We start from the raw sequence: 24307 nt of genomic DNA, 5'->3' as shown, positions 1-24307 counted from the left end.
ACTCGCGCCGTGCTTCAGCGCCTCCGGCATGCCGAGATCATGCGAAGGGTCCGGCTCTCCGGCGCGACCAGCGTCCGCGATCTCGCCAGCCAGCTCGGCGTGAGCCCGTCCACCATCCGCAGGGACCTCGAGGTGCTCGACCGCGACGGCACGCTCAGGCGCGTCCGCGGGGGAGCCCTGGCCGACGCCGACGACGACCGGCCCTTCGCCGAGGTGGCCGGGGTCGACCAGCAGGACAAGGAGGCCGTGGCCGCACGGGCCGCGCAGCTCGTCGCCGACGGCGAGGTGCTGCTGCTCGACATCGGCACCACGACGATGCGGCTGGCCCGGCGGCTGCGCGGCCGGCGGGTCACGGTGGTCACCTCCAGCCTGGCCGTGCTCGACGCGCTCCGCGCCGATTCCGCGGTCGAGCTGCTGCTGCTCGGCGGCATGGTGCGCAGGACGTACCACTCGCTGGTCGGGGTGCTCACCGAGGCGGCGCTGAGCCAGGTCGTCGCCGACCGGGTGTTCCTGGGAGCCAGCGGCGTGCGGCCCGACGGGCAGCCCGTCGACACCACGCTGGCCGAGGTCCCGCTGAAGCGCGCCATGATCGCGGCGGCCGAGCAGGTGGTGCTGCTCGTCGACCGGCACAAGTTCCCCGGCACCGGCGCCCTGCGGGTGTGCGGGCCCGAGGACATCGACGTGATCGTCACCAATGACGGCGCCGACGAGACGACGCTGGGCGCCTGCGTCGCCGCGGGCGCCCAGGTGCTTCTCGCATGACAGGTGCTTCTCACATGAAGGGGTGCGGATGAGACTGGCCGTCCTCGGAGGCGGAGGCTTCAGGGTCCCGCTCGTCTACGGCGCGCTCCTGCGCGACGCCGCCAAGCCACGCGTGGACGAGGTGGTGCTCCACGACGTGTCCGCCGAGCGGCTCGAGGCCGTCCGGCACGTGCTGCGCTCCCAGGCCGCCGGGCACGACGACCCGCCCAAGGTGCGCGTCACCACCGACCTGGACACCGCGCTGCGCGACGCGGACTTCGTCTTCTCCGCCATCCGCGTCGGCGGGCTGGCGGGCCGCGTCGCCGACGAACGGGTCGCTCTGGAACTGGGCCTGCTCGGCCAGGAGACGACCGGCCCCGGCGGCATCGCCTACGGCCTGCGCACCGTCCCTGTCGCGGTGCGGGTGGCCGAGCGGGTGGCCGCCCTCGCCCCCCAGGCCTGGGTCATCAACTTCACCAACCCCGCCGGCATGATCACCGAGGCCATGCGCCAGGTGCTCGGCGACCGCGTGATCGGCATCTGCGACTCGCCGATCGGGCTGGTGCGCCGGGCCGCCGCCGCGCTCGGGCTCGACCCGGCACGCGTGTCGCCCGCGTACGTGGGGCTCAACCACCTCGGCTGGTTGTGCGGCCTGACCCACCAGGGCGAGGACGTCCTGCCCCGCCTGCTCGCCGACGACGCGGCACTGCGGCAGGTGGAGGAGGCCCGCGTCTTCGGCGCCGACTGGGTGCGCACGCTGGGCGCGATCCCCAACGAATACCTGTACTACTACTACTTCACCCGCGAGTCGGTCGCCGCGATCTCCGGCCGCACCCGTGGCGAGACCCTGCTGCGGCAGCAGGACGACTTCTACGCGGCCGTGCGGGCCCGGCCGGGCGACGCCCTGACCGCATGGGAGAGGGCACGCAGGGAGCGTGACGAGTCGTACATGGCCGAGGCCCGCGACGTGACCGCGGCCGGCGAGCGCGACGACGCCGACCTGGAGGCGGGCGGCTACGAAGGCATCGCGCTCGCGCTCATGGCCGCCATCGCGCGCGGGGAGCCGTCCACCATGATCCTCAACGTGCGCAACGGCGGCGCGGTGCCCGGGCTGCCCGCCGACGCGGTCGTGGAGATCCCGTGCGCGGTGGGCGGCGGAGGAGCGCGGCCGCTGGCCGCCGGGCCGCTCCCCGGTCGCTTCCTCGGCCTGGTCCAGCAGGTGAAGGCGGTGGAGCAGACGGTCATCGAGGCGGCGCTGTCGGGGTCGCCGCGGCTGGCGGCTGCGGCGTTCGCGCTGCATCCGCTGGTCGACTCGGCAGGGGTGGCCCGCGAACTGCTCGACGGCTACCGGGCCCGCATCCCGGAGCTGGACGCGGTCTTCTCCCGGCCCTGATCCGCGCGGGTCTCCGGCGCGCGACGACTCATTCACCAGGACATCGCATGCCAGGAGGGGCCTGTCACCAGCTGAGCACCCGCAACGGGGCCCTGTCCCCGGCAGGCTCGGCTCGCGTGCGCAGCTCCGGCACGGCATCGCGCAGCACCTTGATCCCGAGCGGCACGAGCACCAGGCACAGGGCAGCGCCTGACAGAACCCCGTCGATCAGCTCGCTCCTCTTCAGCACGCCGGTCCACAGCCAGCCCGAGAACAGGAACAACACGAGCCGCCCGGTGCCGAACGTGCCCGAGCGGAAGGCGGCCAGACCGAGGAGCAGCGTCCCGATGTAAAGGCCGAAGGCCGCGGAAACCGGCACGCGCCAGGGCCCGTAGGAGATGTCCGCGTACAGGTCCATCACGATCTCGGTCGTCCGCTCGAGCCCGAGCGTCCCGATGAGCTGCAGGGCCGTCTCGTCCACACCCGCCCAGTACAGGCGCGAGAACAGCCCCATGACCACCATCGCGCCGCCCACGCGGGCCGGCCAGGGTGAGCGGGCGGCAGCCACCCGGGCCAGGACGACGATGGCCAGGCACAACACGATGGCTCCCGCCGTGTAACAGGCGTAGCCGGCCGTGGCCAGCCCCGGGTTCACGGTGTAGGCGGCCAGTTGCTCGGGCGCGGCGAACGGCTGCGTGGCGAAGTACGCCCGCTGCTGCGGCGTGAACTCCGCCGTGCTCTGCGCCAGGTGGCGCAGCGTCAACCCGGCGAACCACAGGAGCGGCCCGAGCACCAGGGCGCCGCCTCCGAGGAAGCGCCCGGGAAACCAGGCATTGGGGTGAACCGGCGTGGGAGCGATGGTGATCAGTGGCATGCCAGGAAGCCTGGCGCGCGGGGGGAGACCGCCACATCTGCCGTTCGGTACGTAGGGACGTTGACTTTAGTCGGGGGTGCCGCGGGAGAACCGATCCGTGAGACGGCGCGTAGGAGAAGGTGTGACAGGCTTTGTATAGGTTCTGCAAGTCCCTATCGCTCCCTTACATGCCCCATAATAGGGAGCGTTATGGAGCATTACACCGTGGAGCAGGTGGCGGCCCAGCTGGGGCTGCACGTCAAGACCGTGCGTAACTACGTGCGTGACGGACGGCTGCCCGCCGTCCGGATCGGCAAGCGGTACCGCATCGCCAAGGAGGACCTGGCGGCGTTCACCGGCCTGCCGGTCGCCGCGCCCGCGCGCCGCGCCGAGGTGTCGAGCATCGTGCAGATCGACGGCATCGCCAGGGCCGACATGGACCGCGTCAGCACGATGGTCCTGGGTGCCCTGGCCGGCGAGCCGCGCGGGCTGCGCGTGGAGTTCGTCCACGACGAGGAGCGCTCCCACCTGAAGATCATCGTTCTGGGCGGGCTCGAGGAGACCGCCCAGGTGTTGCGGATGGTCGACGCCCTCGTGCGCCCATGACCTCGCCGCCGAACCCGATCGCTGACTGGATCACCGACTGGATCACTGGCCGGATCACTGACTGGAGACCACCATGCCCGACCTGTACGTCTGCGACCCGCACGGCGAGCCCCTGCGCGAGACCCGCGACGCGCTCGACCTGATCGGCGAGGCCTGGGGGCGGCAGGCCACCTGGGTGGCCGTCCCCATGGAGCGCCTGCACGACGACTTCTTCGTCCTGCGCAGCGGTGTCGCAGGCGAGTTCGCGCAGAAGTTCGTCAACTACCGGATCGGCCTGGCGGTGGTCGGCGACGTCTCCCGTCTCGCCCCTCCCGGCTCCGCGCTGGAGGCGTGGGTGACCGAGTCGAACCGGGGCGAGCACATCTGGTTCGTACGCGACCTCGACGAGCTGGCGGAACGGCGGTCGGGCCGGGACGGCCCCGCCGGTCGGCGCTGAGGCGAGCGGACCGGCCCGGAGGCTCAGCCGGACTTCACGGCCACCTCGATGCCGTCGAGGAGCACGGCCAGGCCCCCGGCGAACGTCTCGCCGACCCGGTGTTCGAGGTAGGGCTCGTCCGTCGCGGGCCCGTCGTCCTCCGACTCCACCCACGTCACCATGGGGAACCGGGCGGCGAACCCGGGCGCCACCTCCTCCAGCAGCGACGAGCGGGCCCGCCACCACTCCTCGTCGGACACCCCGGTCGCCGACGGCGCCTGCCGCGACTCGGAGACGGTCCGCGCCGCGCCTCGGACGAAGTCGGACAGCAGAGCCACGACCCCCCGCATCCGGCGCGGCCGCAGGCCGGTCTCGCGCAGGATCCGGACCAGGCCATCCAGCATCGCGAACTCGTTGGGCCCCAGCACCGGCCGCGCCTGCGACACCTGCAGCACCCACGGATGCCGCAGGTAGAACGCCAGCACGTCCTCGGCCCACGACGTGACGGCCGCCCGCCACCCGCCGCTCAGGTCGTGCCCGGTGGGCAACTCCGCGAGGGCCCGGTCGTACATCAGGTCGACCAGCTCGCCCTTGCTCGGCACGTAGGTGTAGAGCGCCATCCCGGTGCGGCCGAGCCGCTCGCCGACCCTGCGCATGGACAGCGCCGCCATGCCCTCGCTGTCGGCCACGGCGATGGCGGCGTCGACGATCGCGTCGACGCTCAGCCCAGGTTTGGGGCCGGGCCGCACCTCTCCCGGCTCTCCCGTGCGCCACAGCAGTGCCATGGAACGGCGCGCGTCACCCTGCCCGGCGAAGACGACCAACGCGGAACTCCCCACGCGGAACAAACTCTTTACGCCATAAAGGCTATCAGCGGGCGCCTCTGCGGGCGGCCACCGCGGCGATCATCTCCCAGGCCGCCTCCGGGTGGAGAGTCTCGTCGGGGTCGCCGGAGAAGGGGTCGAGGACGACGGTCTCCGCCCCGAGCAGGCGCAGTTGCTCGAGGTCGTCGGCGATCTGCTCGATCGTGCCCTCGCCCGCGAGCCGCTCGGGGCCCGTGACGGGGGACGCGGTGACCCGCAGCAGAATCCTGGGCGCCAGGCCGGGCGCCGGCCGTCCCTGCTCGGCGGCGAGGTCTTTCAGCCGCGGCCAGGTCTCCCGCAGGTAGGGCATGGTGTTCTTGAGCGGGTGCCAGGCCTCGCCGAACCGTGCCGCCCTGCGCAGGGCCGCGTCGCTGTTGCCGCCCACCCAGATCGGTATGGAGCCGGAGCGGTAGTCGTGCTCGGCGGCCCAGGCGGCGCGGATCGCCGCGAGATGCTCGTCGGTCAGCCGGCCGCGCCGCTCGTGCGCCACGCCGAGCGCCTCGAACTCCTGCCGCGCCCACCCGACGCCGACGCCCAGCACCAGCCGCCCGCCGCTGAGGTCGTTGAGGTTGGCCGCCATGCGGGCCACGAGCAGCGGGTGCCGGTAGGGGACGATCAGCACGGTCGTGCCGAGGGCGATGCGGCTGGTGCACCCGGCGAGCCAGGCGAGGGTGGTGAAGGGCTCGTAGAAGGGCGCCGGATATTTCTGCGCCACGTCGGGGGTGATCACCACGTGGTCGGACACCATCAGCAGGTCGAACCCCAGCCCTTCGGCGGTCTGCGCCCACCGCCGCAGGATGCCGGGGTCGGTGCCGGGGCCGAAGTTGGGAACGTTCACGCCGAGTCGCACCGGGACAGGCTACCGAATGCGCACGGCCGGGAGACGCGGCGGAGAGGCCGTGGTCCCGGCACCCCTGCGCCGGGGGCCGGGACCGGGCAGGTCGCGGGATGTCAGCGGCTGAGCCAGTCGAACACCCAGCTGCGGCCGCCCCGGTGCGGGTTGCCGCGCCCGTGGTCGTGGCCCGGGGCGCAGGCGTCGATGTCGCGGGTGCCGGCGAACCTTCCGTGATGCGTCACGTGGTGGTAGGTCGAGTCTTCGTTCACCGCGAGGTCACAGTGGTGCGGGTGCCGGCCGGATTCGGCGGCGGCCGCGCCGGCCCCGAACACCACGGCCGCCGCGGCCAGTGCACCGCCGGTGGCGATGAGGGTACTTCTCATGATCTCCCCCTGTAATCACGAAGTGACATCGGTCATCACTATACGTAGCGATCTTGTGGGGCTAGGGAGCGCCACGCCCTCTTTTGATCAACAGGGCGGCCGCGCCGGACTCCGCGCTGACCTCTGGTGCGGGACTACGGCCTGACCGCCCGCAGGTAGCACAGCAGCGGCCACAGGTCGCCTTCGGCCCGCACGCGGAACCCGGCGGCCCGCGCCAGTGCGGCCGGCGTCTCCCCGGGGTCGGGCCAGGCGTGCCCGCTCACCAGGCCGGTCAACCGGCGCGCGAGCGGCCGGCGCGGCGGCCGGAACTCCGCGATCAGCAGCCTGCCGCCCGGACGCAGCACGCGGAACATCTCCCGGACGGCGGTCTCCCGCGCCCCGGCCGGGATGTGGTGCACGGCAAGGCTGGAGACCACCACGTCGAACGGCCCGCCGGGCAGGTCCAGCGACTGCCCCTCGCCCACCAGGTAGACGCAGCTCGCCGGGGCGCGGTGGCGGGCGTAGGCGATCATCCGCGGCGACGGATCCACGCCGACGACCTGGCCGCCCGGCGCCACCAGCGGCGCCAGGTGGCGGGTGAGGTAGCCGGTGCCGCAGCCCACGTCCAGCACCCGGTCGCCGGGTCCGGCGCCGGCCAGTGCGGCCAGCTGCGTGAACACCAGCCGCCTGCGCCCCGCGTAGCCCAGCCGGGAGAACAGCTCGTAGGCGCGCGGATGGTCGATGGTGCCGGAATGCTCGTGGTGGTGGCGCAGGAGCTTTCCGCGGCCCATGCCGGTCACCTCCTGTTCGGTCGGCACCTCATCAGCCTGCCCCGGGGGCGGTCAGGCAAGCAGGACCTCCGCCCCGACGGGCCGGTATCCCGCCGCGAGGAACGCCCGTACGGCGGCCGCGTTCCCCGGGGCGACCTGCGTCCACACCGGCTCGGGGACGAGGTGCCTGGCGCACGTGGCCAGCGTCCGGCCCGCTCCTCGGCCGCGGTGTCCCGGCTCGACCTCCACGGCGATCTCCCACCGTCCGGCCACTCCGCGCCCCACGGCGAGCAGGCCGCCCTGGCCGGTCCACACGCGTACGGCGTCGCGGAACCTGCGGGCCCGCGCCACCCGAGGATGTCCGCTGTCCGTGACCTCCCCCAGGGGGACGGGCGGAGGGCCGTCGAGGGGCGTGGCCAGGCCCAGCAGGTCGACGTTGCCGATCCGCCGGCCGGTCCTGTCCGCCATGGCCTGCAGGAACGGCGGGCAGAGCGGCGCGGACAGGTCGTCGGCCGGGAGCCGGTCACGGACCCAGCCCGGGTCGAGATCGGTGAAGACCACCGTGTGCGCGGTGAAGGCGATCACGCCGGCGTCGCGGGGTGACGGCTGGGGCACGATCGTCACGCCGCCGTCCGCCGCGGGCGGCCGGCCGCGCTGCACCTCCGCGAGGAGTTCGGTCAGCGAATCCATGATCTACATAGTAAAGGAGGGCGGTGGGATCAGCTCCGCAGATCGCGTACGGCGGCCAGGTAGGCCCGGATGGCGTCGCGGTTGCGGGCGAGGCAGTCGATACGCTGCTGGATGCGCTCCGCCTCGGCCTCCAGGAGGCCGGCGAGCTCGGGCGTGAGGCATTCCGGGTGCAGGTGGATCCCGCCGGGCCCGTCGAGGAACGGGAGGATGCGGCGGATGATCTCCGTCGTGAGCCCCGAGTCGAGCAGGCCGCGGATCTGCTGGACCCGGTGCACGGCCGAGGGCGGGTAGACGCGGTAGCCGTTGTCCGCGCGTTCCGGGTGGAGGAGGTCCTGCTCCTCGTAGTAGCGCAGCATGCGCGTGTGGACGCCGGTGCTCCGGGAGAGTTCCCCGATTCTCATGGCAGGCCTCGGTCCGCTGGGATTTGCCTTCACACTGATGTGAAGGTTTCAGCCTAGTCCCATGGCTGATGGGGTGCGTGGCGGGAGAATGCCGTGGCCGGGACTGCTGGCGTTGTTCGCGGCGGCGTTCACGGCGGTGATGACGGAGTTGCTGCCCGCCGGGCTGCTGCCGCAGATCGGAGCGGCGCTGGAGGTGCCGGAAGGGCGGGCCGGGTTCCTGGTGACGGCGTACGCGGTGGCGTCGTTCCTGGCGGCGATCCCGCTGACGGCGCTGCTGCGGCGCTTCCCCCGGCGGCCGGTGCTGGTGGGGACGCTGGTGGGGTTCGCCGCGTGCAACGCGGCGACCGCGCTGTCCTCGTCGTACGCGGTGACGTTCGGGGTCCGGGTGCTGGCCGGTGCGATGGGCGGGATCCTGTGGGCGATGCTGGTCGGTTACGCGGCGCGGATGGTGCCGCCCGAGCGGCGGGGGCGGGCGATCGCGATCGTCTCCGCCGGGATCACGGTGGCGTTGTGCGCGGGCATCCCGGCGGGTGCGGCGCTGGCCGGGATGTTCGGATGGCGGGCCGCGTTCGGCGCGCTGGCCGTCGCGGCGGTCGTCCTGGTGGGGTGGGTGCTGGCCACGGTCCCCGGCTTCCCCGGTGAGGCCGCGGCCGGGCGCGTGCCGTTGCGGCGGGTCGCCGCCGTTCCCGGGGTCGCGACGGTGCTGGGGGTGACGGTGCTGGTGCTGGTTGGGCACCAGGCGGTGTACACGTACCTGGCGCCGCTCGCCGCGCTGACCGGGGCCGGGCGGACGAGCGCGGTGCTGCTGGTGTTCGGCGTGGGGACGGTCGCGGGGATCTGGGTGGTGGGCGCGGTCATCGACCGGGCCCTGCGCGCGACGCTCGTGGCGGTGCTGGCCGTGGTGGCGGGGGCGATGGTCGTGCTGGGCGCGCTCGGGGGACCGGCCTCCCTGGCGGCGGTGGCGCTGTGGGGCGCGGCCTTCGGAGGCGTGCCGACGTTGCTGCAGACGGCGCTGGTGAACGCGTCGGGGCCGGAGAACGCCGACGTGGCCACCTCCATGCAGACCACGGTGTACAACGCCGGCATCGCGGGCGGGTCGCTGGCCGGCGGGCTGGTGCTGGAGGGCGCCGGCGCGGGCGCGCTGCCGTGGACGGCCCTGCCGCTGGTGGCGGTCGCCCTGGCGATCGTGCTCGCGGCGCGCCGGCACGCCTTCCCCGGCCGCCGGGCCGCTAGAGACCGTGCCTGGCCAGGGGCTCGACCAGTTCGCGCTCCTCGTACGACAGGTGGGACAGCAGGTTGTCGGTGAGCAGGTCGACGGCGGCGCGCAGGTTGCCGAGGCCGCCCGGTTCGGCGACGAAGGCCACGAGGGCGCGGTCGACCCGCTCGATGATCTCGTGGATGGCGTGGTGCTCCTCCTCCAGCCGGTCGAGCACGGGGGCGAGGCCGGGCTCCGCGCTGCGCAGGCGCGGGAAGAGCGCGGTGTCCTCGGCCGAGTGGTGCAGGGTGAGGAGCCGGCAGTAGGACTCGCAGTACGCGCCCAGGGTCCAGTTGTTCTGCCGCATGGTGAGCGTGTTGATCTTCGAGCGGGCGGAGGCGGCGTCGAGCGTTCCCGCGGCGACCTGGTCGACCAGATCGCGCAGCTGGGCCAGCTCGGCGCGCAGGTGGTCGTGGACGTCGACGAGGTGCCGCCCGTCCGACTGCCGGTGCGGGGTGCGGCTCCTGGAGCGGTCGGGGCGGGGCGCGGTGGGGCGGGTGCTCTCGTCCCACACGCGGCCGTCGGTCAGCCGTACGCCGTCGTCGGGAGCGTCGTCCGGGCCGGCGGACACATGGGTGCCGTCCGTTTCGAGGGATGCCCGGGCGCCCTCCGGTCCGGCGGAGAGGTGGGCGCCGGCGGCTCGTTCCGTGGCGACGAGCTCGCGGACGGCGGGGGCGGTCTCGGCGGCGAAGCGCTCAATCCGGCGGGGGTCGCCGGCGAGGAGGGTGAAGACGCTGATGCCGTGGGTGAGGGCGAGCTCGGCGAGCTGGGCGGGCGGGAGCTCCTCGCCGAGGTTGAGCAGGCGGCGGATGTCGCGGGGCGAGCGGCCGGCCTCCTCGGCGGCCTCGTCGATGACGGCGTTGCCCTCGCCGAGCTTGCCGGTGGTCTGGAGGTGGGGGAGCGAGGGGAGCCAGCCGTCGGCCAGCCGGCCGGTGAGGCGGAGCATGCGGGGCTTGTACGCGCCGAGCCAGATGCCGATGTCGTGGGCCGGGCGCGGCCCCCGCCGCAGCCCCTCGACCTGGTGATACCGGCCGTCGAAGCGGATGCGGCCCGGGGCGTCGGTGTCCCAGGCCGCGCGGACGATCCGGATGCCCTCCTCCAGCGCGTCGACGGCCTGGCCGGGGGCCAGGCGGGGCGTGCCCATGGAGGCGATGGCGTCCCAGTAGCCGCCGGTGCCGAGGGCGAGCTCGAAGCGCCCGTGACTGAGCAGGTCGAGGCTGGCGGCTGCCTGGGCGAGCATGGCCGGCGGGCGCAGCGGCAGCGGGTGCACGTTGCCGGCCAGGCGGATGGTGCCGGTGGCGGCGGCCACGTAGGAGAGCAGTGTCCAGGTGTCGAGGAGGGCGGGCTGGTAGGGGTGGTCCTGGAAGGTGACCAGGTCGAGCCCGGCGCGTTCGGCCAGCTGGGCGGTGGCCACGACGGTGTCCGCGTGCTGGGCGTGCGGCACGATGTTGGCGCTGAAGAGCAGGTCGTGACCGTAGTCGGGCATGAGGCGGTCCCCCGGGCAAATGGTTGGCATTACGAACAGTTGAAAGTAAATTAGTTCGGATGGCAAACCACTGTCAATTAGACTCGTGCCGTGGTCATGACGAGACAGCCCGTGCTGGGGTTCACCGACGCGCTCGTGCGCCTGGCGCACCTGGTTCAGCAGGTGTTCGTCGAGGTCGGCAAGGAGCACGACCTGACGCCGCAGCAGGCCCAGCTGCTGTGCCTGCTGGTGGACGGGCCGGTGGGGATGACGGACCTGGCCCGCAGCCTCCACCTGGAGAAGTCGAGCCTGACCGGGCTCGTGGACCGTGCGGCCGGGCGCGGCCTGGTCGTGCGTGCGCGCGACGCCCGCGACCGGCGCGCCTGCCGCATCGGGCTGAGCGGCGACGGCCGCCGGGTCGCGGTGCTGGCGCACGACGAGGTCGCCCGGCGCCTGGAGGCACTGGCGGCGGACCTGCCGGAGCAGGACAAGGAACTGCTGGTCTCGGCCATCGCCGGCATGCTGTCCGCGCGCGGCTCCCAGGGTGGCGGCTCCGGCGGGTGAACGCGGCCCTCAGGAAGGCGGCTCCGTCAGGCGAACGGGCCGCCCTCGGCTCCGGCGGGTGAACGGGCGCGTCAGGTGAAGACCTCGGAGAGGAACGCCGTCAGGGCCGCGGTCACCTCCGCGGGCCGTTCCAGCGGAGCCAGATGACCCGTGTCCGGCAGGTCGAGGCGGCGGGCCCCGGGGATGCCTTCCGCGAGCAGGCGGGAGACCTCCTGGATGCCGGGCACGTCGGACAGGCCGTTGATCACCAGGGCAGGCACGGCGACCTCGGGCAGGCGGGTGGCCGCGGGCGGGTCGAGGTGGCGTTCGGCTGACCTGGGGCCGGACCACGACCGTCGGAAAACCAGCCCGCACATCTCCACCGCCGCCGCCCACACCTCCTCGGAGAGGGCATCACGACCGCGGTCAGGGCCGGCGACCTGCCACAACGTGTGAGCCTCGGCCATCGCGCGCACGTCGGCGGGGTCGACGTGGCCTGCGGCGCCGGCGCGGTAGCGGGCCAGCCGGTCGGGCGGCACCGAGGTGTGCACGCGGTCGCGGGCCTGATCGAGCATCGCCCGCGGCCACCGGTGACCGGCCAGGCCCGAGCTGATCAGGGCGAGCGCGGCGACCCGGCCGGGGGCGGCGAGCGCGGCCTCCACGGCGTACGCGCCGCCCATCGAGCAGCCGATCAGGGCCGCCCGCTCGATCTTCATGGCGTCCATGACGGCGAGCAGGTCCTCGTGGTGGCAGACCTCGCCCTGGGCGTCGCCGGACCGGCCGTGGCCGCGCCAGTCGTAGCGGATCACGCGGTGGCGCCGCGACAGCGCCGCGAACTGGTGGTCCCACATGCGCATGTCGGCCACCCCCGCGTGCGCCAGGACCACGGTGCCCGCCGGCTCCCCGGGGCCCGCTTCTTCGCAGGCGATCTCGACGCCGCCGATCGTCACCATGCCGGGGACGCTACCGCGGGACGGTTGCGCGAGCGCGGCCGTTCGCCGTGGGCACAGCTGTGGGCACAGCCGCGGGAACGGCTCTTCGGGGGGAAACCCATCCCCCTCGCGGGGGAGCCCCGGCGGCGGCCCCGTCGGCAGAGTCGGTGCCATGAGAATCGTGATGGCGGGTGTCGCATGGACGGGTCTGTACGTGGCGTCGAAGGTCGTCTACGCCCTGGAGGGCAAGCTGGGCGTCACCGGCGGGCCACAGGTGTCGCCGGACAGCTACCTCGCCTACGGGCCCGGCCAGGTGGCGCTGGCGCAGTGGGGCAACGTGGCGTCCGGGGTGGTGATCATGGCGATCCTGCTGGCGGGACGGATCCGGTTCACGGGGCGCCTGCCGTACCTGGTGGTGCTCTGGGCGCACTGGGTCTGCACGGCGGTCGCCGCGGTGGGCGCGGTGGGGATGACGGGGGGCGCGCTGGTGACCGATCGCGGGGGCGCGCTCTTCGGCGCCTACTGCGCCGTGTGGGCGGTGCTGCTGTTCCTGGCCACGCGTGACGTACGCCGCGGGCACCACGCCCGGCGGCCGCTCGGGGAGCACCGGGCGAAAAGCGGTGGCCGCGCCCCGGCCCGATATCAGAAGATCGGAGACGTCCAGGACCGGTGACACCGACGGAGAGGGGTCCGTATGCGCACCTGCATGGCCAACGCCGCCGCTTCGAGGCGAGGGCCCGAGACGCCTCACTGACGGGGACCTGCTCGTCGGACCGCCGCGACGGCGGTGCGATGCGGCAGATCCCCCGCGGGCACGGTGCCGCCGGACCCATTCCGGCGCATGAGGCTCCTCGCCTGGAGCGGTCGCACGCGCACACGACCGTTTCCCTTCCTTCCGAGGAGCTCTTTTGCGTGCCCTCACCTCCGCGCGGCTCGGCGCGGACTTCACCAGACTCTGGGCCGCCTCCGCGGTCTCCAACCTCGGCGACGGCATCACCATGGCCGCCGGGCCGCTGCTCGTCGCCTCCCTCACGAACGACCCGGCGCTCGTCGCCGGCGCCGCCTTCGCCCAGCAACTGCCGTGGCTGCTCTTCGCGCTGATCAGCGGCGCGTACGCGGACCGGCTCGACCGGCGCAGGCTCATCGTCGCCGTCAACCTGCTGCGCGCCCTGGTGCTCGGCGCGCTGACCGTCTCCGTGGCCACGGGCACGACCGGCATCCCCGTCATCTACCTGGCGTTCTTCCTGCTCGGCACGGGTGAGACGCTCGCCGACACGGCCACCGCGGCGATGGTGCCCGCCGTCGTGGCGCCCGAGCGGCTCGCCGCCGCCAACGCGCGGCTGATGGCCACCTTCACCCTCGCCAACCAGTTCCTGGCCAAGCCGATCGGCGCGGGGTTGTTCGCCGCCGCGGCGGCCCTGCCGTTCGGGGTGGACGCGGTGTCGTTCGCGGTCGCGGCCGCGCTGGTGGCCACCGTACGGCCGGTGCCCGCGCAGCCGCGGGACGGCACCGGCGGGCTGCGCGCCGAGATCGCGGCCGGGCTGCGGTGGTTGTGGCGCCACCGCCTGATGCGCACGCTCGCGCTCAGCATGGGACTGGCCAACATCGTGTTCTGCGCGGCGTTCGCGGTCTTCGTGCTGTACGCGCGCGACCGGCTGCGGCTGGACGAGGTGGGTTACGGGCTGCTGCTCACCACGTTCGGCGTCGGCGGGCTGACCGGCACGGCGCTGGCGGTGCGGCTGCGGGCCAGGTTCGGGGCGACGGCCCTGTTGCGGGCGGGGCTGATCATCGAGGCCGGCACCCACGCCGCGCTGGCCGCCACGACTGCCCCGCTGGTCGCGGCGGCGGTGCTGGTCGTGTTCGGGATCCACACCATGGTGTGGGGCGTGGTCGCGACGACGTTGCGCCAGCAGGTCGTGCCCGCCCACTTGATGGGCCGGGTGAGCGGGGCCGGCGCGCTGATCGACGTCGGGGGCGCGGCGCTCGGATCGCTCCTGGGCGGGCTGCTGGCCCGGACCACGACGATCACGGCGCCCTACTGGCTGGCCGCCGCCGTCACGGCCGCCATCGCCGCAGCCGCGTGGCGGCCGCTCGCCGGGGCGAGGGCGCTGTGAACGCGTACGCGCTTCCCGGCGAGCTCAGAGCCGCGCTCGACCGGGAGCTCGCCCGCCACCCGGCGCACGACCTGGCTGACGCGGCGGCGCGGCTCACCGAGCGTTACCGCGCGGGCGCCGCCACCGGCGGCGTGCACCTGCGCGGCGAGGCCGACGTCGCCGCCTACGCCGCGGTCCGCATGCCCGCCACGTACGCCGCCACCGCCGCCGCCCTGCGCCGGGCGGCGGTGCCGGGATTCCTGCCCCGCAGCCACCTCGACGCCGGCGGCGGCACCGGGGCGGCCGTCTGGGCGGCGGCCACGACCTGGCCGTCCATCGAGGAGGTCACCGTCGTCGAACGCGACCCGCACGCCATCGGCCTGGGCCGCCGCCTGGCCCGCGCCTCGCCGGCGCTGAGCGGTGCCACGTGGCGGCGGGCGTCCGTCCGGCCGGGCCTCGACCGGCCCGCGGCCGACCTGGTCACCATGGCGTACGCCCTGGGCGAGCTCCCCCCGGAGGACCGCCCGGGGGCGGTGCGCTGGCTGGCCGCGGACGCCGCCATGGTGGTCGTCGTCGAGCCCGGCACCCCGTCCGGGTACGCCACCATCGCCGCCGCCCGGGACATTCTGGCCGGACGCGGCATGACCGTCGTCGCCCCCTGCCCCCACGACGGCCCCTGCCCGATCCGGCAGGGCGAGGACTGGTGCCACTTCTCCGTACGGCTGCCGAGGAGCGCGCTGCACCGCAGGGTCAAGGCGGGCACCCTCGGCTTCGAGGACGAGAGGTTCTCCTACGTGGCCGCCACGACGTCGCGGTGGCCCCGGGCCGGCGGCAGGGTCGTACGTCATCCGCGCAGTCGCAAGGGCATGGTGTCGCTGCGGGTGTGCACGGACGAGGAGGCGGTCCGCGACGTGACCGTGTCCAGACGCCAGGGCGGGCTCTACCGGCTGGCCAGGGACACCGGCTGGGGAGACGCCTGGCCGCGTGCCGGTGACGGAGGTGACGTGAGCTAGGAGGCGGGGTAGCGGCGGGGTACGGGAACCGCCGCCACCCTGTCGCCGCCCGTGCGCAGGAAGAGACGCCGGTCACATTCGCGGCGCCGATGTCACACTCACGGGGCGTACGGGCTCTGGGTCCGTGACAGCCGCAAGCCGCGCAGGGAGGAACGCCGCGATGTCCGACGAGCAGGCCACGCAGGTCTTCATCGACCACCGTGAGCTGCTGTTCTCCATCGTCTACAACATGCTCGGCAGCGTCGCCGACACGGAGGACGTGCTGCAGGAGACGTGGTTGTCCTGGGCCAGGCGGAGCGTGCCGTCGGCCGGTGAGCCGGTCGCCAGCCCGCGCGCCTACCTGGTGCGGATCGCGGTCAACGCGGCGCTGGCCCGCCAGGCCAGCGTCAGCAGGCGGCGCGAGGAGTACGTCGGCCCGTGGCTGCCCGAGCCGTTCGTCACCGAGCGCGAGGACGCGGCCGACCCCGCGGTGCGGGCCGAGTCGGTGTCGATGGCCCTGTTCGTGGTGCTCCAGTCGCTCACTCCGCTCGAACGCGTCGTGTTCCTGCTGCACGAGGTGTTCGGCTACGCCCACACCGAGATTGCCGGGATCCTCGACCGTACGCCGCCGGCCGTGCGCCAGCTCGCCCACCGCGCCCGCGAGCACGTCCACGCCCGCCGTCCCCGCTACGACGTCGATCCAGGGGTGCGGCGCAAGGCCACGGAGAAGTTCCTGGCGGCGGTGTTCGGCGGCGATCTGGCGGCGCTGCTGCGGCTGCTGGCCCCCGACGTGACGTTGTGGTCGGACGGCGGAGGCAAGGCTCCCGCGCCTGCCCGCCTGCGTCCCGTCCGCGGCCGTGACAAGGTGGCCAGGCTCCTGGCCGCGGGCGCCGGGCGCGCACCGCAAGGGCTCGAGGTGCGTCACCGGGAGATCAACGGTGACCCGTCGGCCGTGCTGTTCGACGGCGACGCGCCGTTCGGCATGATGGTGCTGGACCTGACCCCCGACGGCGAGCAGGTGGCCGGCATCTACGCCGTCACCAACCCCGACAAGCTGGTACGGATCACCGACGGAAATCCGGAAAGATCCGATACCGACCGTCCGGGCACGCCATCCTGTGAGGGTGCAGACGACTGACCTCCTTCACGCCTTTTACGCCCGGCGCCTGCGCCGGCAGGTCATGGCGGGCCCGCTCCCCGGCCACGTCGGCCTGATCATCGACGGCAACCGGCGCTGGGCCAAGCAGAAGGGCCTGGCGCATCCGGGCCTCGGCCACAAAGCCGGTGCCGAGCACATCGCCGACGTCATGGCGTGGTGCGAGGGGCTGGGCATCAAGCATCTGACCGTGTTCCTCTGCTCGACGGAGAACCTCCAGCGCCGCGGCGACGAGGAGGTGGCCTCCCTGCTGGGCGTGATCGAGCGCATGGTCGCCGAGCAGCTCGACCGGCCGGACGCCCGCTGGCAGGTCCACGTCGCCGGCATGCTCGACATGTTGCCCGACACCACGGCCCGCGCCCTCAAGAGCGCCGTCGAGGCGACCCGCACGTGCGCCACCGGCTTCCACCTCACCCTCGCCATCGGGTACGGCGGCCGCCAGGAGGTCGTCGACGCCCTGCGCGAGCTGCTGTACGAGCGGGCCGAGTCGGGACAGTCCATGGTGGACCTGGCCGCCACGCTGACCGTCGACGACATCGCCCCGCACCTGTACACCGCCGGGCAGCCCGACCCCGACCTGGTGATCCGTACCAGCGGGGAGCAGCGCATGTCGAACTTCCTGCTCTGGCAGTCGGCCTACTCCGAGCTGTACTTCTGCGAGGCGTACTGGCCCGCCTTCCGCGAGATCGACTTCCTGCGCGCGCTGCGGAGTTTCGCGGCGCGGCAACGCCGCTACGGCGGGTGAAAAACCGGTTGCCCGGCACGCGCGGCGATGCTGAGGTGTCCGGGTGAACAATGACGACGTGCTGGCCCTGTTCGACCGGCAACTGCGGCGGGAGGCCCGCCCCGACGGGCCGGGGATGCGGGTCGAGCGGGCGGGCGGCGTGGTGCGCCAGACCGGCCTCGCGCACGGCTGGAACGGCGTGTTGTGGTCCGGCCTCGACGAGCAGGACGCGGACGCGGAGATCGCCGGGCAGGTGCGGCACTTCGGGTCGCTGGGGCTGGCGTTCGAGTGGAAGCTGTACGCCCACGACCGCCCCGCCGACCTCGGCGACCGGTTGCTGGCGGCCGGGTTCACCGCCGAGCCCGAGGAGACGGTCATGGTGGCCGAGTCCGCCGCGATCGCAGCGGGCCCGCCCGCCGAGCCGGAGGGCGTCCGCCTGGTCCCGGTGACCGGCGCCGACGGGGTGGAGCTGATGGCCGGCGTGCACGACCGGGCGTTCGGCCTCGTCGGGGAGCGCCACGGCGACCACCTCAGGAGGCAGCTCCTCGACCGGCTCGCGGCCGGCACGCTCAACGCCGTGCTCGCCCTGGCCGGCGACGAGCCGGTCAGCGCGGCCCGGCTGGACCCGTATCCAGGCACCGGCTTCGCCGGGCTGTGGGGCGGCGGGACCGTGCCCGGATGGCGCGGGCGGGGCGTCTACCGCGCGCTGGTCGCGTGGCGTGCCCGCGAGGCGGTCGCGCTCGGCCACCCCTACCTGCAGGTGGACGCGTCCAGCCAGAGCCGTCCCATACTCGAGCGGCTGGGATTCGCCGCGCTCACCACCACGACGCCGTACACGCATCCTTGACTAGGGTGGGTGGGCCACACCCCGTCACCCGCGAGGAGACCTGCACGTGCCCGGAACGAACCCGCGCGAGCTCGGCCTGCTGGCCGACTGCGAGAGCTGCTTCGGGCTGTGCTGCGTGGCGCTGCCGTTCTCGGCCTCGGCCGACTTCGCCGCCGACAAGGACGCCGGGCAGCCCTGCCGCAATCTGCGCGACGACTTCCGCTGCTCCATCCATGACCGGCTCAGGCAGAGCGGCTTCGCCGGCTGCACGGTCTTCGACTGCTTCGGGGCGGGGCAGAAGGTCTCGCAGGTCACGTTCGAGGGCACGAGCTGGCGGGAGGCGCCGGGCACGGCCCGGCTGATGTACTCCGTGTTCCCGATCATGCGGCAGCTGCACGAGCTGCTGTGGTATCTGGCGGAGGCGCTGGCGCTCGACGCCGCCCGGCCCGTGCACGCGGAGCTGGCCGAGGCCCTCGCCGCGACCGAGCGCCTCACCCTGCGCAGCGCCGGCGAGCTGGAGAAGGTCGACGTGGAGGCGGAGCGGGTGCGCGTCAACACGCTGCTGCTGCGGGTCAGTGAGCTGGTCAGGGCGGGCCGTGCCGGCAAGGATCACCGAGGAGCCGACCTGATCGGGGCCCGCCTGCGCGGCGCCGACCTGCGCGCGGCCAGCTTGCGCGGGGCGTACCTGATCGGGGCCGACCTGAGGGGAGCCGACCTGCGCGAGGCCGACCTCATCGGGGCCGATCTGCGCGGCGCCGACCTGTCGGGGGCCGACCTCGACGGCGCTCTCTTCCTCACCCAGCCCCAGCTCGACTCCGCCAGGGGCGACCGGGCGACCCGCCTGCCCGCCGCGCTCACCCGACCGGCGCACTGGTCCGCCCCGCAGGACCGGCCGTCCCGGCCGCGCGCAAGGGGCGGGGGAAGAGCGCGCGGCGCCGGCCGTCGCCGCTGATCACCACCGCTGACCGCCGCCCGGCACCTCGCCCGGCCGGGGTGCTGCCGGGGAGGACGGGAGCCCGCGCGGCGGGCGCCCGCGCCGGGCCGGGGGTGCCCGCGTTCAGGCGGGGCCGGTCGTGTCGCCCAGGGATTCCAGCAGGGCGCGCAGCGCGTCGGCGAGGTCGTCGCGCCGCTCCTCCGGCAGCGCGGCGAGCACACGCTGCTCCGTCGCGATGTGGTGCGGCAGCACTTCGTCGATCAACGTGCGCCCCTCGTCCGTGAGGGTCACGTGGACGCCGCGCCCGTCCAGGTCGCTCGGGGCGCGCGTCACCAGGCCGCGCGCCTCCAGGCGGTCGAGCCGCTGCGTGACGGCCCCCGAGGTGACCATGGACGCGCGCATCAGCACGGCGGGCGTCAGCCGGTGCGGGGGATCGCTGCGGCGCAGCGTGGCCAGCACGTCGAACGAGGCCGGGTCGAGCCCGTGGGCGTCGAAGGTGCGGCGCAGCTCGGCGGTGATCAGCCGCGACAGCCGCGACAGCCGGCCGATGACCGCCATCGGGGAGACGTCCAGGTCAGGGCGCTGGGCGGCCCACTGTTGGAGCACGAGGTCGACGTGATCTGCCACTCTTCCAGCTTAGCGATGTCTTAGCGGTGAGGTACATCACCTAGGCAAGTATCTTAGCGATGAGTTACTTTGTCTTAGTGCTAAGAAATCAAACGGGAATCGTGTTGCTGACCGCGTTGACCCCCTCCATCTGGGGGACGACCTACCTGGTCACCACCGAGTTGCTGCCGCCCGGCCGGCCCCTGCTCGCGGCGCTGATCCGGGCCCTGCCCGCCGGGCTGCTGCTCCTGGCGATCACCCGGCGCCTGCCGAAGGGGATCTGGTGGTGGCGCTCGCTGGTGCTGGGGGCGCTGAACATCGGGGTGTTCTTCGCGCTGCTGTTCGTGGGCGCCTACCGCCTGCCCGGCGGTGTGGCCGCGACCGTCGGGGCCGTCCAGCCCCTGCTCGTCGCGCTGCTGTCGGCCGGGCTGCTCGCCGAGCGCCTGTCCCTGCGCACCGCGCTGGCGGCCGTGGCGGGCGTGGCGGGAGTCGGCCTGCTCGTGCTCCGCGCCGACGCGCGCCTCGACGCGCTCGGCGTCGCCGCTGCCCTCGGCGGCGCCGCCGTCATGGCCACCGGTGTCGTGCTGAGCAAGCGGTGGCGCTCGCCCGCGCCGCTGCTGGCCACCACCGGCTGGCAGCTCGTCGCCGGCGGCCTGCTGCTGCTTCCCGTGGCCCTGCTCGTCGAAGGGCCGCCGCCCGCCGTCCTCACGACCGCCAACCTCGCCGGGTACGCCTATCTCGCCGTCATCGGCTCCGCCTTCGCCTACGCCCTGTGGTTCTGGGGACTGGGACGGCTGTCGGCGACCCAGGTGACGTTCCTCGGCCTGCTCAGCCCCGTGGTCGCCACCGCGCTCGGCTGGCTGGTGCTCGGCCAGGCTCTCACCGCCGCCCAGGCGTTCGGCGCGGTCGTCGTCCTGGCCGCGCTCGTCGCCGCCCAGCTCCGCCCCGCGCGGCCGCGGCCGGCGCAGGCCGTGCTCGCAGGTAAGGAATCCTGACCGCCATGCGCATCACCCTCTTCGGCGCAGCCGGAGCCGTCGGCACCAGGACGCTGGCCGAGGCGCTGTCGCGCGGCCACGACGTCACCGCCGTCGTCCGCGACCCCGCCCGCCGTCCGCTGCCGCACTCCGGCGCGAAGATCCGCCGCGGCGACGCGTCGGACATCGGCGACGTCGCCGCGCTCAGCGCCGGGCAGGATCTGGTCATCAGCGCCACCCGACCCGGGCCCGGCCGCGAGCACGAGCTGGTGACCGCCGCCGAGTCCCTGCTGGCCGGGGTCTCGGTGACCGGCGTGCGGCTGCTGCTCGTCGGCGGCGCGGCCGGGCTGACCGTGCCCGGCACGGGCGGGCTCACCGTCGTCGACGCCCCGGACTTCCCGCCCTCCTGGCGGCCCATCGCGCTGGCCTGCGAAGCCCAGCTCGCCGCCTGCCGCACGGCGCCGCGCGCCGACTGGACCTACCTGAGCCCGCCGGCGCTGCTGGAGCCGGGCGAGCGCACCGGCCGTTACCGGCTCGGCGCCGACGAGTTGCTGGTCGGCGCGGACGGCCGCTCGGTGATCTCCATGGAGGACCTCGCCGTGGCGCTCCTCGACGAGGCCGAGCGCCCCCGGCATCGCCGGCGCAGGTTCACGGTGGCGTACTGACGCCGCGGCCCGGCGGCGGGCCGCCGTTAGAGTCGTGAACCACGCCCCCGTGATCCCGCTGAGGAGAGCCGCATGACCGTCGCCGCGTACACCGTGACCGATCCCGTCGCCGAGCACGGCGAGGGGCCCGTGTGGTCCAGCCGCTGGGGCGGGCTGCGCTGGGTCGACATGCTCGCCGGTGACGTGCTCGCGCTGGACGCCGGCGGAGGGGTACGCCGCCGGCACGCGGGGGCGCTCGCCGCCGTCGTACGGCCCCGCGTCTCCGGCGGCTACGTGGTCGCGGCCGAGCGCGAGCTGCTCCTGGCCGACTCCGACGACCTCGACGCCCCGCTGCGTTCCCTGGGCGAGGCGTGGACCGACCCCTCCATCCGGATGAACGAGGGCGGCTGCGACCCCGACGGCCGCTTCTACATCGGCAGCATGGCCTACGACGCCACCCCGGGGCGCGGCTCGTTCTACGTGGCCGGGCCGGACGGGGAGCTGCGCGTGGTGCTGCCAGGAGTGACGATCTCCAACGGGTTCGACTTCAGCCCCGACGGGAGCCTGGCCTACTACGCCGACACCGAGACCGGCCGCGTGGACGTGCTCGACTACACCCCTGACGGCGGGCTGAGCGGGCGCCGGCCCTTCGCGGTCGTCGACCCGGACCAGGGGGCGCCCGACGGGCTGACCGTGGACGCCGAGGGCGGGGTGTGGGTGGCGCTCTGGCAGGGCGGGGCCGTGCACAGGTACGACGCGGGAGGCCGGCTCGACGCGGTCGTCACCCTGCCCGTACGCAAGGTCACGGCGGTGGCGTTCGGCGGCGACGGCCTCGACCGGCTGTTCATCACGACCTCCGCGCTCGACGTCGACAGGGGCGAGCAGCCCGCCGCGGGCGCGCTCTTCGCCGCCGACCCGGGCGTGCGCGGCCGCCCGGTCCTGCCCGCCGCCCTCTGATCCTCCGGCTTGCGTAACCGTCCCTCTCTAGGCTAAAACCTAGGAGGCATAGGTTGACGGAGTGGAGGTGGCCCATGGCGCGTGCCGGACTGACCGCCGACCGGGTGACGGAGGCGGCGGCCGACCTGGCCGACGTGGTCGGGTTCGACAACATCACGCTGTCCGCGCTGGCGCGCGGCTTCGGCGTCGCCGACGCGAGCCTCTACTCCCACGTCAAGAACATGCGCGACCTGCGCACCCGCGTGGCGGTGCGCGCCGCGGGCGAGCTCGCCGACCGCCTCGCCACGGCGACGGCGGGCCGGGCGGGCAAGGAGTCGCTGGCGGGGTTCGCCAACGCGTGGCGCGACTTCGCGCGCGACTGTCCCGGCCGCTACCAGGCCACCCAGATGGCCCTGGCCCCCGAGGCCGTCGCCGGGTCCTCCGGCCACCAGCGGATCATGGCCATCACGTACGCCCACCTGGGCGCGTACGGGCTGCCGGAGCCCGACCTGACCGATGCCATCCGCCTGTTGCGCAGCACGTACCAGGGGTTCTTCGCCATCGAGGCGAGCAGCGGGTTCGGCCATCCGCGCGACCTGCAGGCCTCGTGGGAGAAGATCCTAGACGCGCTCGACAACGCGCTCACCCACTGGCGCGTGTCCTCCTAGCGCCATTCCGTACGCAAGGGAAGAAGCATGAAACCGATCACCCGGGTCGCGCCTACCTGGTCGCCGAGCGCGGCGGCGACCTGGTCGGCGTCACCCTGCGCCTGGCGCCGTCGCCAACCTGGACGCCTTCCTCGCCAAGGTGCTGGACGGCAGCGTGTCGTGACGTTGGCGGGGGCGGCGTCCAGCTCTCGCCGGCGGACGGGAAGGGCCGCCCGCGGCCTCGGCCGGCTTCCCGTCGCGGCCACCGTCGCCACCTGAGCGGGCGGTGCGCGATGGGGCGCCGGCGTGAACGTCGCCCATGGCTTGGACCGCGCGTCCGTGCCTTCCGGTTCCCTCGGCGAACGACTTTCCGGGTTCGCATCCGAATGGTCCTCACGTTGCCGCACGCCCAGTATCGAGATACTCTCACCATCCCGATGTCGTCATCATGTGAATGGTCGAGGAGCGGCGATGACCGAGGTGCCCCGGATGGACCTGAGCGACCCCGCGGTGCTGGGAAACCCGCTCACCGCGTTCTCCCAGGTGCGTGAGCTGTCGCCCGTGGTGCGGCTGGCCGCGCCCGGGTTCGGCCCGTTCTGGGCCGTGACGCGGCACGCGGAGGCCAGGGCCATGCTCAGCGACCCGCGCCTGAAGACCAGCGTGGACAGCTACCCGCAGTTCGACGTGCCCGAGCACTGCCGGCGGTACATGCGCACCATGTCCGTGCTGAACGGCTCCGAGCACTCCCGGCTGCGCCGGCTCGTCGCTCCCGCGTTCACGCCGCGCAAGGCCGCCGCGTCCGGGCCGCGCATGGAGCGGATCGCCGGCCGCCTCCTCGACGAGCTGCCCGGGCACGCCGCCGCGGACGGCACCGTCGACCTGCTGGCCCACTTCGCGCGGCCCCTGCCGATCGAGGTGATCTGCGAGCTGGTCGGCATCCCCGCCGCCGACCGCCCCCGCTGGCGCGAGTACGGCGCCGCCGTCGCCGCCGGGCACAGCCAGGGCCTGCGGGGGGCCGTCCCGGCCATCATGGAGGGCGCCACGGCGGCCGTCGCCCGCGGCATCGCCGAGCCCGGCGACGACCTGGTCTCCGACCTTGCCCGCGTCATGGAGGAGGGCGGCGACCGGCTCAGCGAGGTCGAGCTGGTCACCATGGTCTGGCAGCTGGTCCTGGCCGGCCAGACGCCTGCCAACCTCATCGCCAACGCCGTGCTCACCCTGCTCGGCCACCCCGAGCAACTCGCCGCCCTGCGCGCCGGCCCGGAGCTCATGCCGCGCGCCGTCGAGGAGCTGACGCGCTGGTGCGGCCCCCAACTGCTGACGATCCCGCGCTTCCCCGCCGAGGACGTCGAGATCGGCGGCGTGCTCATCCCGAGAGGAGAGCCCGTCACCGCCGCGATCGCCGCCGCCAACCGGGACCCCCGCGCGTTCGACGATCCCGGCACGTTCGACATCCGGCGGGAGGCGTCCGGTCACCTCGGGTTCGCGCACGGCCCCCACTTCTGCGCCGGCGCCTCGCTGGCCCGGGTGCAGACGGGCGCCGCGCTCGGCGCGCTGCTGCGCCGCTTCCCCGACCTGGCGCTCGCCGGCGACGTCGCGTACACCCCCGACCCGGGCACGCTGCGCCTGGCCTCCCTGCCCGTGACGCTGCGCCCGAACGGCTGAGGAGCCC

The 24307-nt window shown here is 74.0% G+C and carries 28 protein-coding genes; 18 read left to right on the top strand and 10 right to left on the bottom strand.

Annotation, left to right across the window (positions count from 1 at the left end; all coding sequences use genetic code 11):
• The first annotated feature begins 9 nt into the window (after positions 1–9).
• Complete coding sequence (locus ACZ6SA_RS17140) at positions 10–762, top strand: DeoR/GlpR family DNA-binding transcription regulator (RefSeq protein WP_465828825.1); 753 nt, start codon at positions 10–12, stop codon at positions 760–762.
• Positions 763–790: 28 nt separating this feature from the next.
• A complete protein-coding gene (locus ACZ6SA_RS17135; protein ID WP_465828823.1) occupies positions 791–2134 on the top strand; it encodes a 6-phospho-beta-glucosidase in 1344 nt (447 codons plus the stop codon).
• Positions 2135–2198: 64 nt separating this feature from the next.
• On the opposite strand, the gene ACZ6SA_RS17130 is transcribed toward ACZ6SA_RS17135, so the two are convergent.
• Positions 2199–2987 carry a hypothetical protein gene (locus ACZ6SA_RS17130; RefSeq protein ID WP_465828821.1) on the bottom strand — a complete coding sequence of 263 codons (789 nt, stop codon included), beginning with the start codon at positions 2985–2987 and terminating at the stop codon, positions 2199–2201.
• A gap of 189 nt (positions 2988–3176) precedes the next feature.
• Between ACZ6SA_RS17130 and ACZ6SA_RS17125 the strand changes: the two genes are divergently transcribed.
• Both ACZ6SA_RS17125 and ACZ6SA_RS17120 read left to right on the top strand, forming a co-directional pair.
• Complete coding sequence (locus ACZ6SA_RS17125; protein WP_465828819.1) at positions 3177–3572, top strand: helix-turn-helix domain-containing protein; 396 nt, start codon at positions 3177–3179, stop codon at positions 3570–3572.
• A 73-nt stretch (positions 3573–3645) separates the two neighbouring features.
• Positions 3646–4008: a DUF4180 domain-containing protein gene (locus tag ACZ6SA_RS17120; protein WP_443153415.1), complete on the top strand. Its 363-nt coding sequence runs from the start codon at positions 3646–3648 to the stop codon at positions 4006–4008.
• Positions 4009–4031: 23 nt separating this feature from the next.
• Here ACZ6SA_RS17120 and ACZ6SA_RS17115 read toward each other — a convergent pair whose 3' ends face one another.
• The 6 genes from ACZ6SA_RS17115 to ACZ6SA_RS17090 all read right to left on the bottom strand — a co-directional run bounded on the left by ACZ6SA_RS17115 (position 4032) and on the right by ACZ6SA_RS17090 (position 7908).
• A complete protein-coding gene (locus tag ACZ6SA_RS17115) occupies positions 4032–4811 on the bottom strand; it encodes a TetR/AcrR family transcriptional regulator C-terminal domain-containing protein (RefSeq protein WP_347644780.1) in 780 nt (259 codons plus the stop codon).
• A gap of 46 nt (positions 4812–4857) precedes the next feature.
• Positions 4858–5700: an LLM class flavin-dependent oxidoreductase gene (locus ACZ6SA_RS17110; RefSeq protein WP_465828816.1), complete on the bottom strand. Its 843-nt coding sequence runs from the start codon at positions 5698–5700 to the stop codon at positions 4858–4860.
• Between the two features lie 101 nt (positions 5701–5801).
• Positions 5802–6068 (bottom strand): hypothetical protein, encoded by a 267-nt coding sequence (locus ACZ6SA_RS17105; protein ID WP_465828814.1) that lies wholly within the window; start codon positions 6066–6068, stop codon positions 5802–5804.
• Positions 6069–6202: 134 nt separating this feature from the next.
• Positions 6203–6865 carry a class I SAM-dependent methyltransferase gene (locus ACZ6SA_RS17100; RefSeq protein WP_465828812.1) on the bottom strand — a complete coding sequence of 221 codons (663 nt, stop codon included), beginning with the start codon at positions 6863–6865 and terminating at the stop codon, positions 6203–6205.
• A gap of 24 nt (positions 6866–6889) precedes the next feature.
• Complete coding sequence (locus ACZ6SA_RS17095; RefSeq protein WP_465828810.1) at positions 6890–7507, bottom strand: GNAT family N-acetyltransferase; 618 nt, start codon at positions 7505–7507, stop codon at positions 6890–6892.
• A gap of 29 nt (positions 7508–7536) precedes the next feature.
• A complete protein-coding gene (locus ACZ6SA_RS17090) occupies positions 7537–7908 on the bottom strand; it encodes a MerR family transcriptional regulator (protein WP_465828808.1) in 372 nt (123 codons plus the stop codon).
• A gap of 61 nt (positions 7909–7969) precedes the next feature.
• Between ACZ6SA_RS17090 and ACZ6SA_RS17085 the strand changes: the two genes are divergently transcribed.
• Complete coding sequence (locus ACZ6SA_RS17085; protein ID WP_465828807.1) at positions 7970–9214, top strand: MFS transporter; 1245 nt, start codon at positions 7970–7972, stop codon at positions 9212–9214.
• On the opposite strand, the gene ACZ6SA_RS17080 is transcribed toward ACZ6SA_RS17085, so the two are convergent.
• Positions 9138–10649, bottom strand: coding sequence for an LLM class flavin-dependent oxidoreductase (locus ACZ6SA_RS17080; protein WP_465828806.1), 1512 nt, complete (start codon positions 10647–10649; stop codon positions 9138–9140). The two genes, ACZ6SA_RS17085 and ACZ6SA_RS17080, sit on opposite strands and share 77 nt — an antisense overlap.
• Before the next feature lie 96 nt (positions 10650–10745).
• Between ACZ6SA_RS17080 and ACZ6SA_RS17075 the strand changes: the two genes are divergently transcribed.
• The gene (locus ACZ6SA_RS17075) at positions 10746–11192 is read left to right on the top strand and encodes a MarR family winged helix-turn-helix transcriptional regulator (RefSeq protein ID WP_465828804.1); all 447 of its coding nucleotides are present in this window, start codon (positions 10746–10748) and stop codon (positions 11190–11192) included.
• A 71-nt stretch (positions 11193–11263) separates the two neighbouring features.
• Here ACZ6SA_RS17075 and ACZ6SA_RS17070 read toward each other — a convergent pair whose 3' ends face one another.
• Positions 11264–12124, bottom strand: a complete 861-nt coding sequence (locus ACZ6SA_RS17070; protein ID WP_465828803.1) for an alpha/beta fold hydrolase — start codon at positions 12122–12124, stop codon at positions 11264–11266.
• 151 nt (positions 12125–12275) lie between these two features.
• Here ACZ6SA_RS17070 and ACZ6SA_RS17065 point away from each other — a divergent pair, with 151 nt between their 5' ends.
• From ACZ6SA_RS17065 to ACZ6SA_RS17035, 7 genes are all read left to right on the top strand, one after another.
• Positions 12276–12776 (top strand): hypothetical protein, encoded by a 501-nt coding sequence (locus tag ACZ6SA_RS17065; RefSeq protein ID WP_465828801.1) that lies wholly within the window; start codon positions 12276–12278, stop codon positions 12774–12776.
• Between the two features lie 235 nt (positions 12777–13011).
• Positions 13012–14217 carry an MFS transporter gene (locus tag ACZ6SA_RS17060; RefSeq protein ID WP_347644410.1) on the top strand — a complete coding sequence of 402 codons (1206 nt, stop codon included), beginning with the start codon at positions 13012–13014 and terminating at the stop codon, positions 14215–14217.
• Positions 14214–15209 (top strand): small ribosomal subunit Rsm22 family protein, encoded by a 996-nt coding sequence (locus ACZ6SA_RS17055; RefSeq protein WP_465828800.1) that lies wholly within the window; start codon positions 14214–14216, stop codon positions 15207–15209. Before ACZ6SA_RS17060 ends, ACZ6SA_RS17055 begins: the two co-directional genes overlap by 4 nt.
• 160 nt (positions 15210–15369) lie before the next feature.
• Positions 15370–16326 (top strand): RNA polymerase sigma factor SigJ, encoded by a 957-nt coding sequence (gene sigJ / locus ACZ6SA_RS17050; RefSeq protein WP_347644408.1) that lies wholly within the window; start codon positions 15370–15372, stop codon positions 16324–16326.
• Positions 16313–17089, top strand: coding sequence for a polyprenyl diphosphate synthase (uppS, locus tag ACZ6SA_RS17045; protein WP_347644407.1), 777 nt, complete (start codon positions 16313–16315; stop codon positions 17087–17089). The genes sigJ and uppS overlap by 14 nt, the downstream gene beginning before the upstream one ends.
• A gap of 43 nt (positions 17090–17132) precedes the next feature.
• Positions 17133–17915, top strand: coding sequence for a GNAT family N-acetyltransferase (locus tag ACZ6SA_RS17040; RefSeq protein ID WP_347644406.1), 783 nt, complete (start codon positions 17133–17135; stop codon positions 17913–17915).
• A 46-nt stretch (positions 17916–17961) separates the two neighbouring features.
• The gene (locus ACZ6SA_RS17035) at positions 17962–18846 is read left to right on the top strand and encodes a pentapeptide repeat-containing protein (RefSeq protein WP_347644405.1); all 885 of its coding nucleotides are present in this window, start codon (positions 17962–17964) and stop codon (positions 18844–18846) included.
• Positions 18847–18951: 105 nt separating this feature from the next.
• Here the strand turns inward: ACZ6SA_RS17035 and ACZ6SA_RS17030 are convergent, their stop codons facing one another.
• Positions 18952–19455: a MarR family winged helix-turn-helix transcriptional regulator gene (locus ACZ6SA_RS17030; protein ID WP_465828798.1), complete on the bottom strand. Its 504-nt coding sequence runs from the start codon at positions 19453–19455 to the stop codon at positions 18952–18954.
• A gap of 77 nt (positions 19456–19532) precedes the next feature.
• Between ACZ6SA_RS17030 and ACZ6SA_RS17025 the strand changes: the two genes are divergently transcribed.
• The 5 genes from ACZ6SA_RS17025 (at position 19533) to ACZ6SA_RS17005 (ending at position 24300) form a co-directional block, all read left to right on the top strand.
• Positions 19533–20429 carry an EamA family transporter gene (locus ACZ6SA_RS17025; RefSeq protein WP_465828797.1) on the top strand — a complete coding sequence of 299 codons (897 nt, stop codon included), beginning with the start codon at positions 19533–19535 and terminating at the stop codon, positions 20427–20429.
• Positions 20430–20434: 5 nt separating this feature from the next.
• Positions 20435–21073 (top strand): NAD(P)-dependent oxidoreductase, encoded by a 639-nt coding sequence (locus ACZ6SA_RS17020; protein WP_347644403.1) that lies wholly within the window; start codon positions 20435–20437, stop codon positions 21071–21073.
• Between the two features lie 72 nt (positions 21074–21145).
• Complete coding sequence (locus ACZ6SA_RS17015) at positions 21146–22009, top strand: SMP-30/gluconolactonase/LRE family protein (protein WP_465828796.1); 864 nt, start codon at positions 21146–21148, stop codon at positions 22007–22009.
• Positions 22010–22083: 74 nt separating this feature from the next.
• A complete protein-coding gene (locus tag ACZ6SA_RS17010) occupies positions 22084–22656 on the top strand; it encodes a TetR/AcrR family transcriptional regulator (RefSeq protein WP_465828794.1) in 573 nt (190 codons plus the stop codon).
• 450 nt (positions 22657–23106) lie between these two features.
• On the top strand, positions 23107–24300 hold the full coding sequence (locus ACZ6SA_RS17005) for a cytochrome P450 family protein (RefSeq protein ID WP_465828793.1): 1194 nt from the start codon (positions 23107–23109) through the stop codon (positions 24298–24300).
• The last annotated feature ends 7 nt before the right edge of the window (positions 24301–24307 follow it).

Source organism: Nonomuraea sp. NPDC049378 (assembly GCF_055586745.1).
The sequence above is the reverse complement of the archived record's forward strand: the minus strand, read 5'-3'. Positions and strand labels throughout refer to the sequence as shown.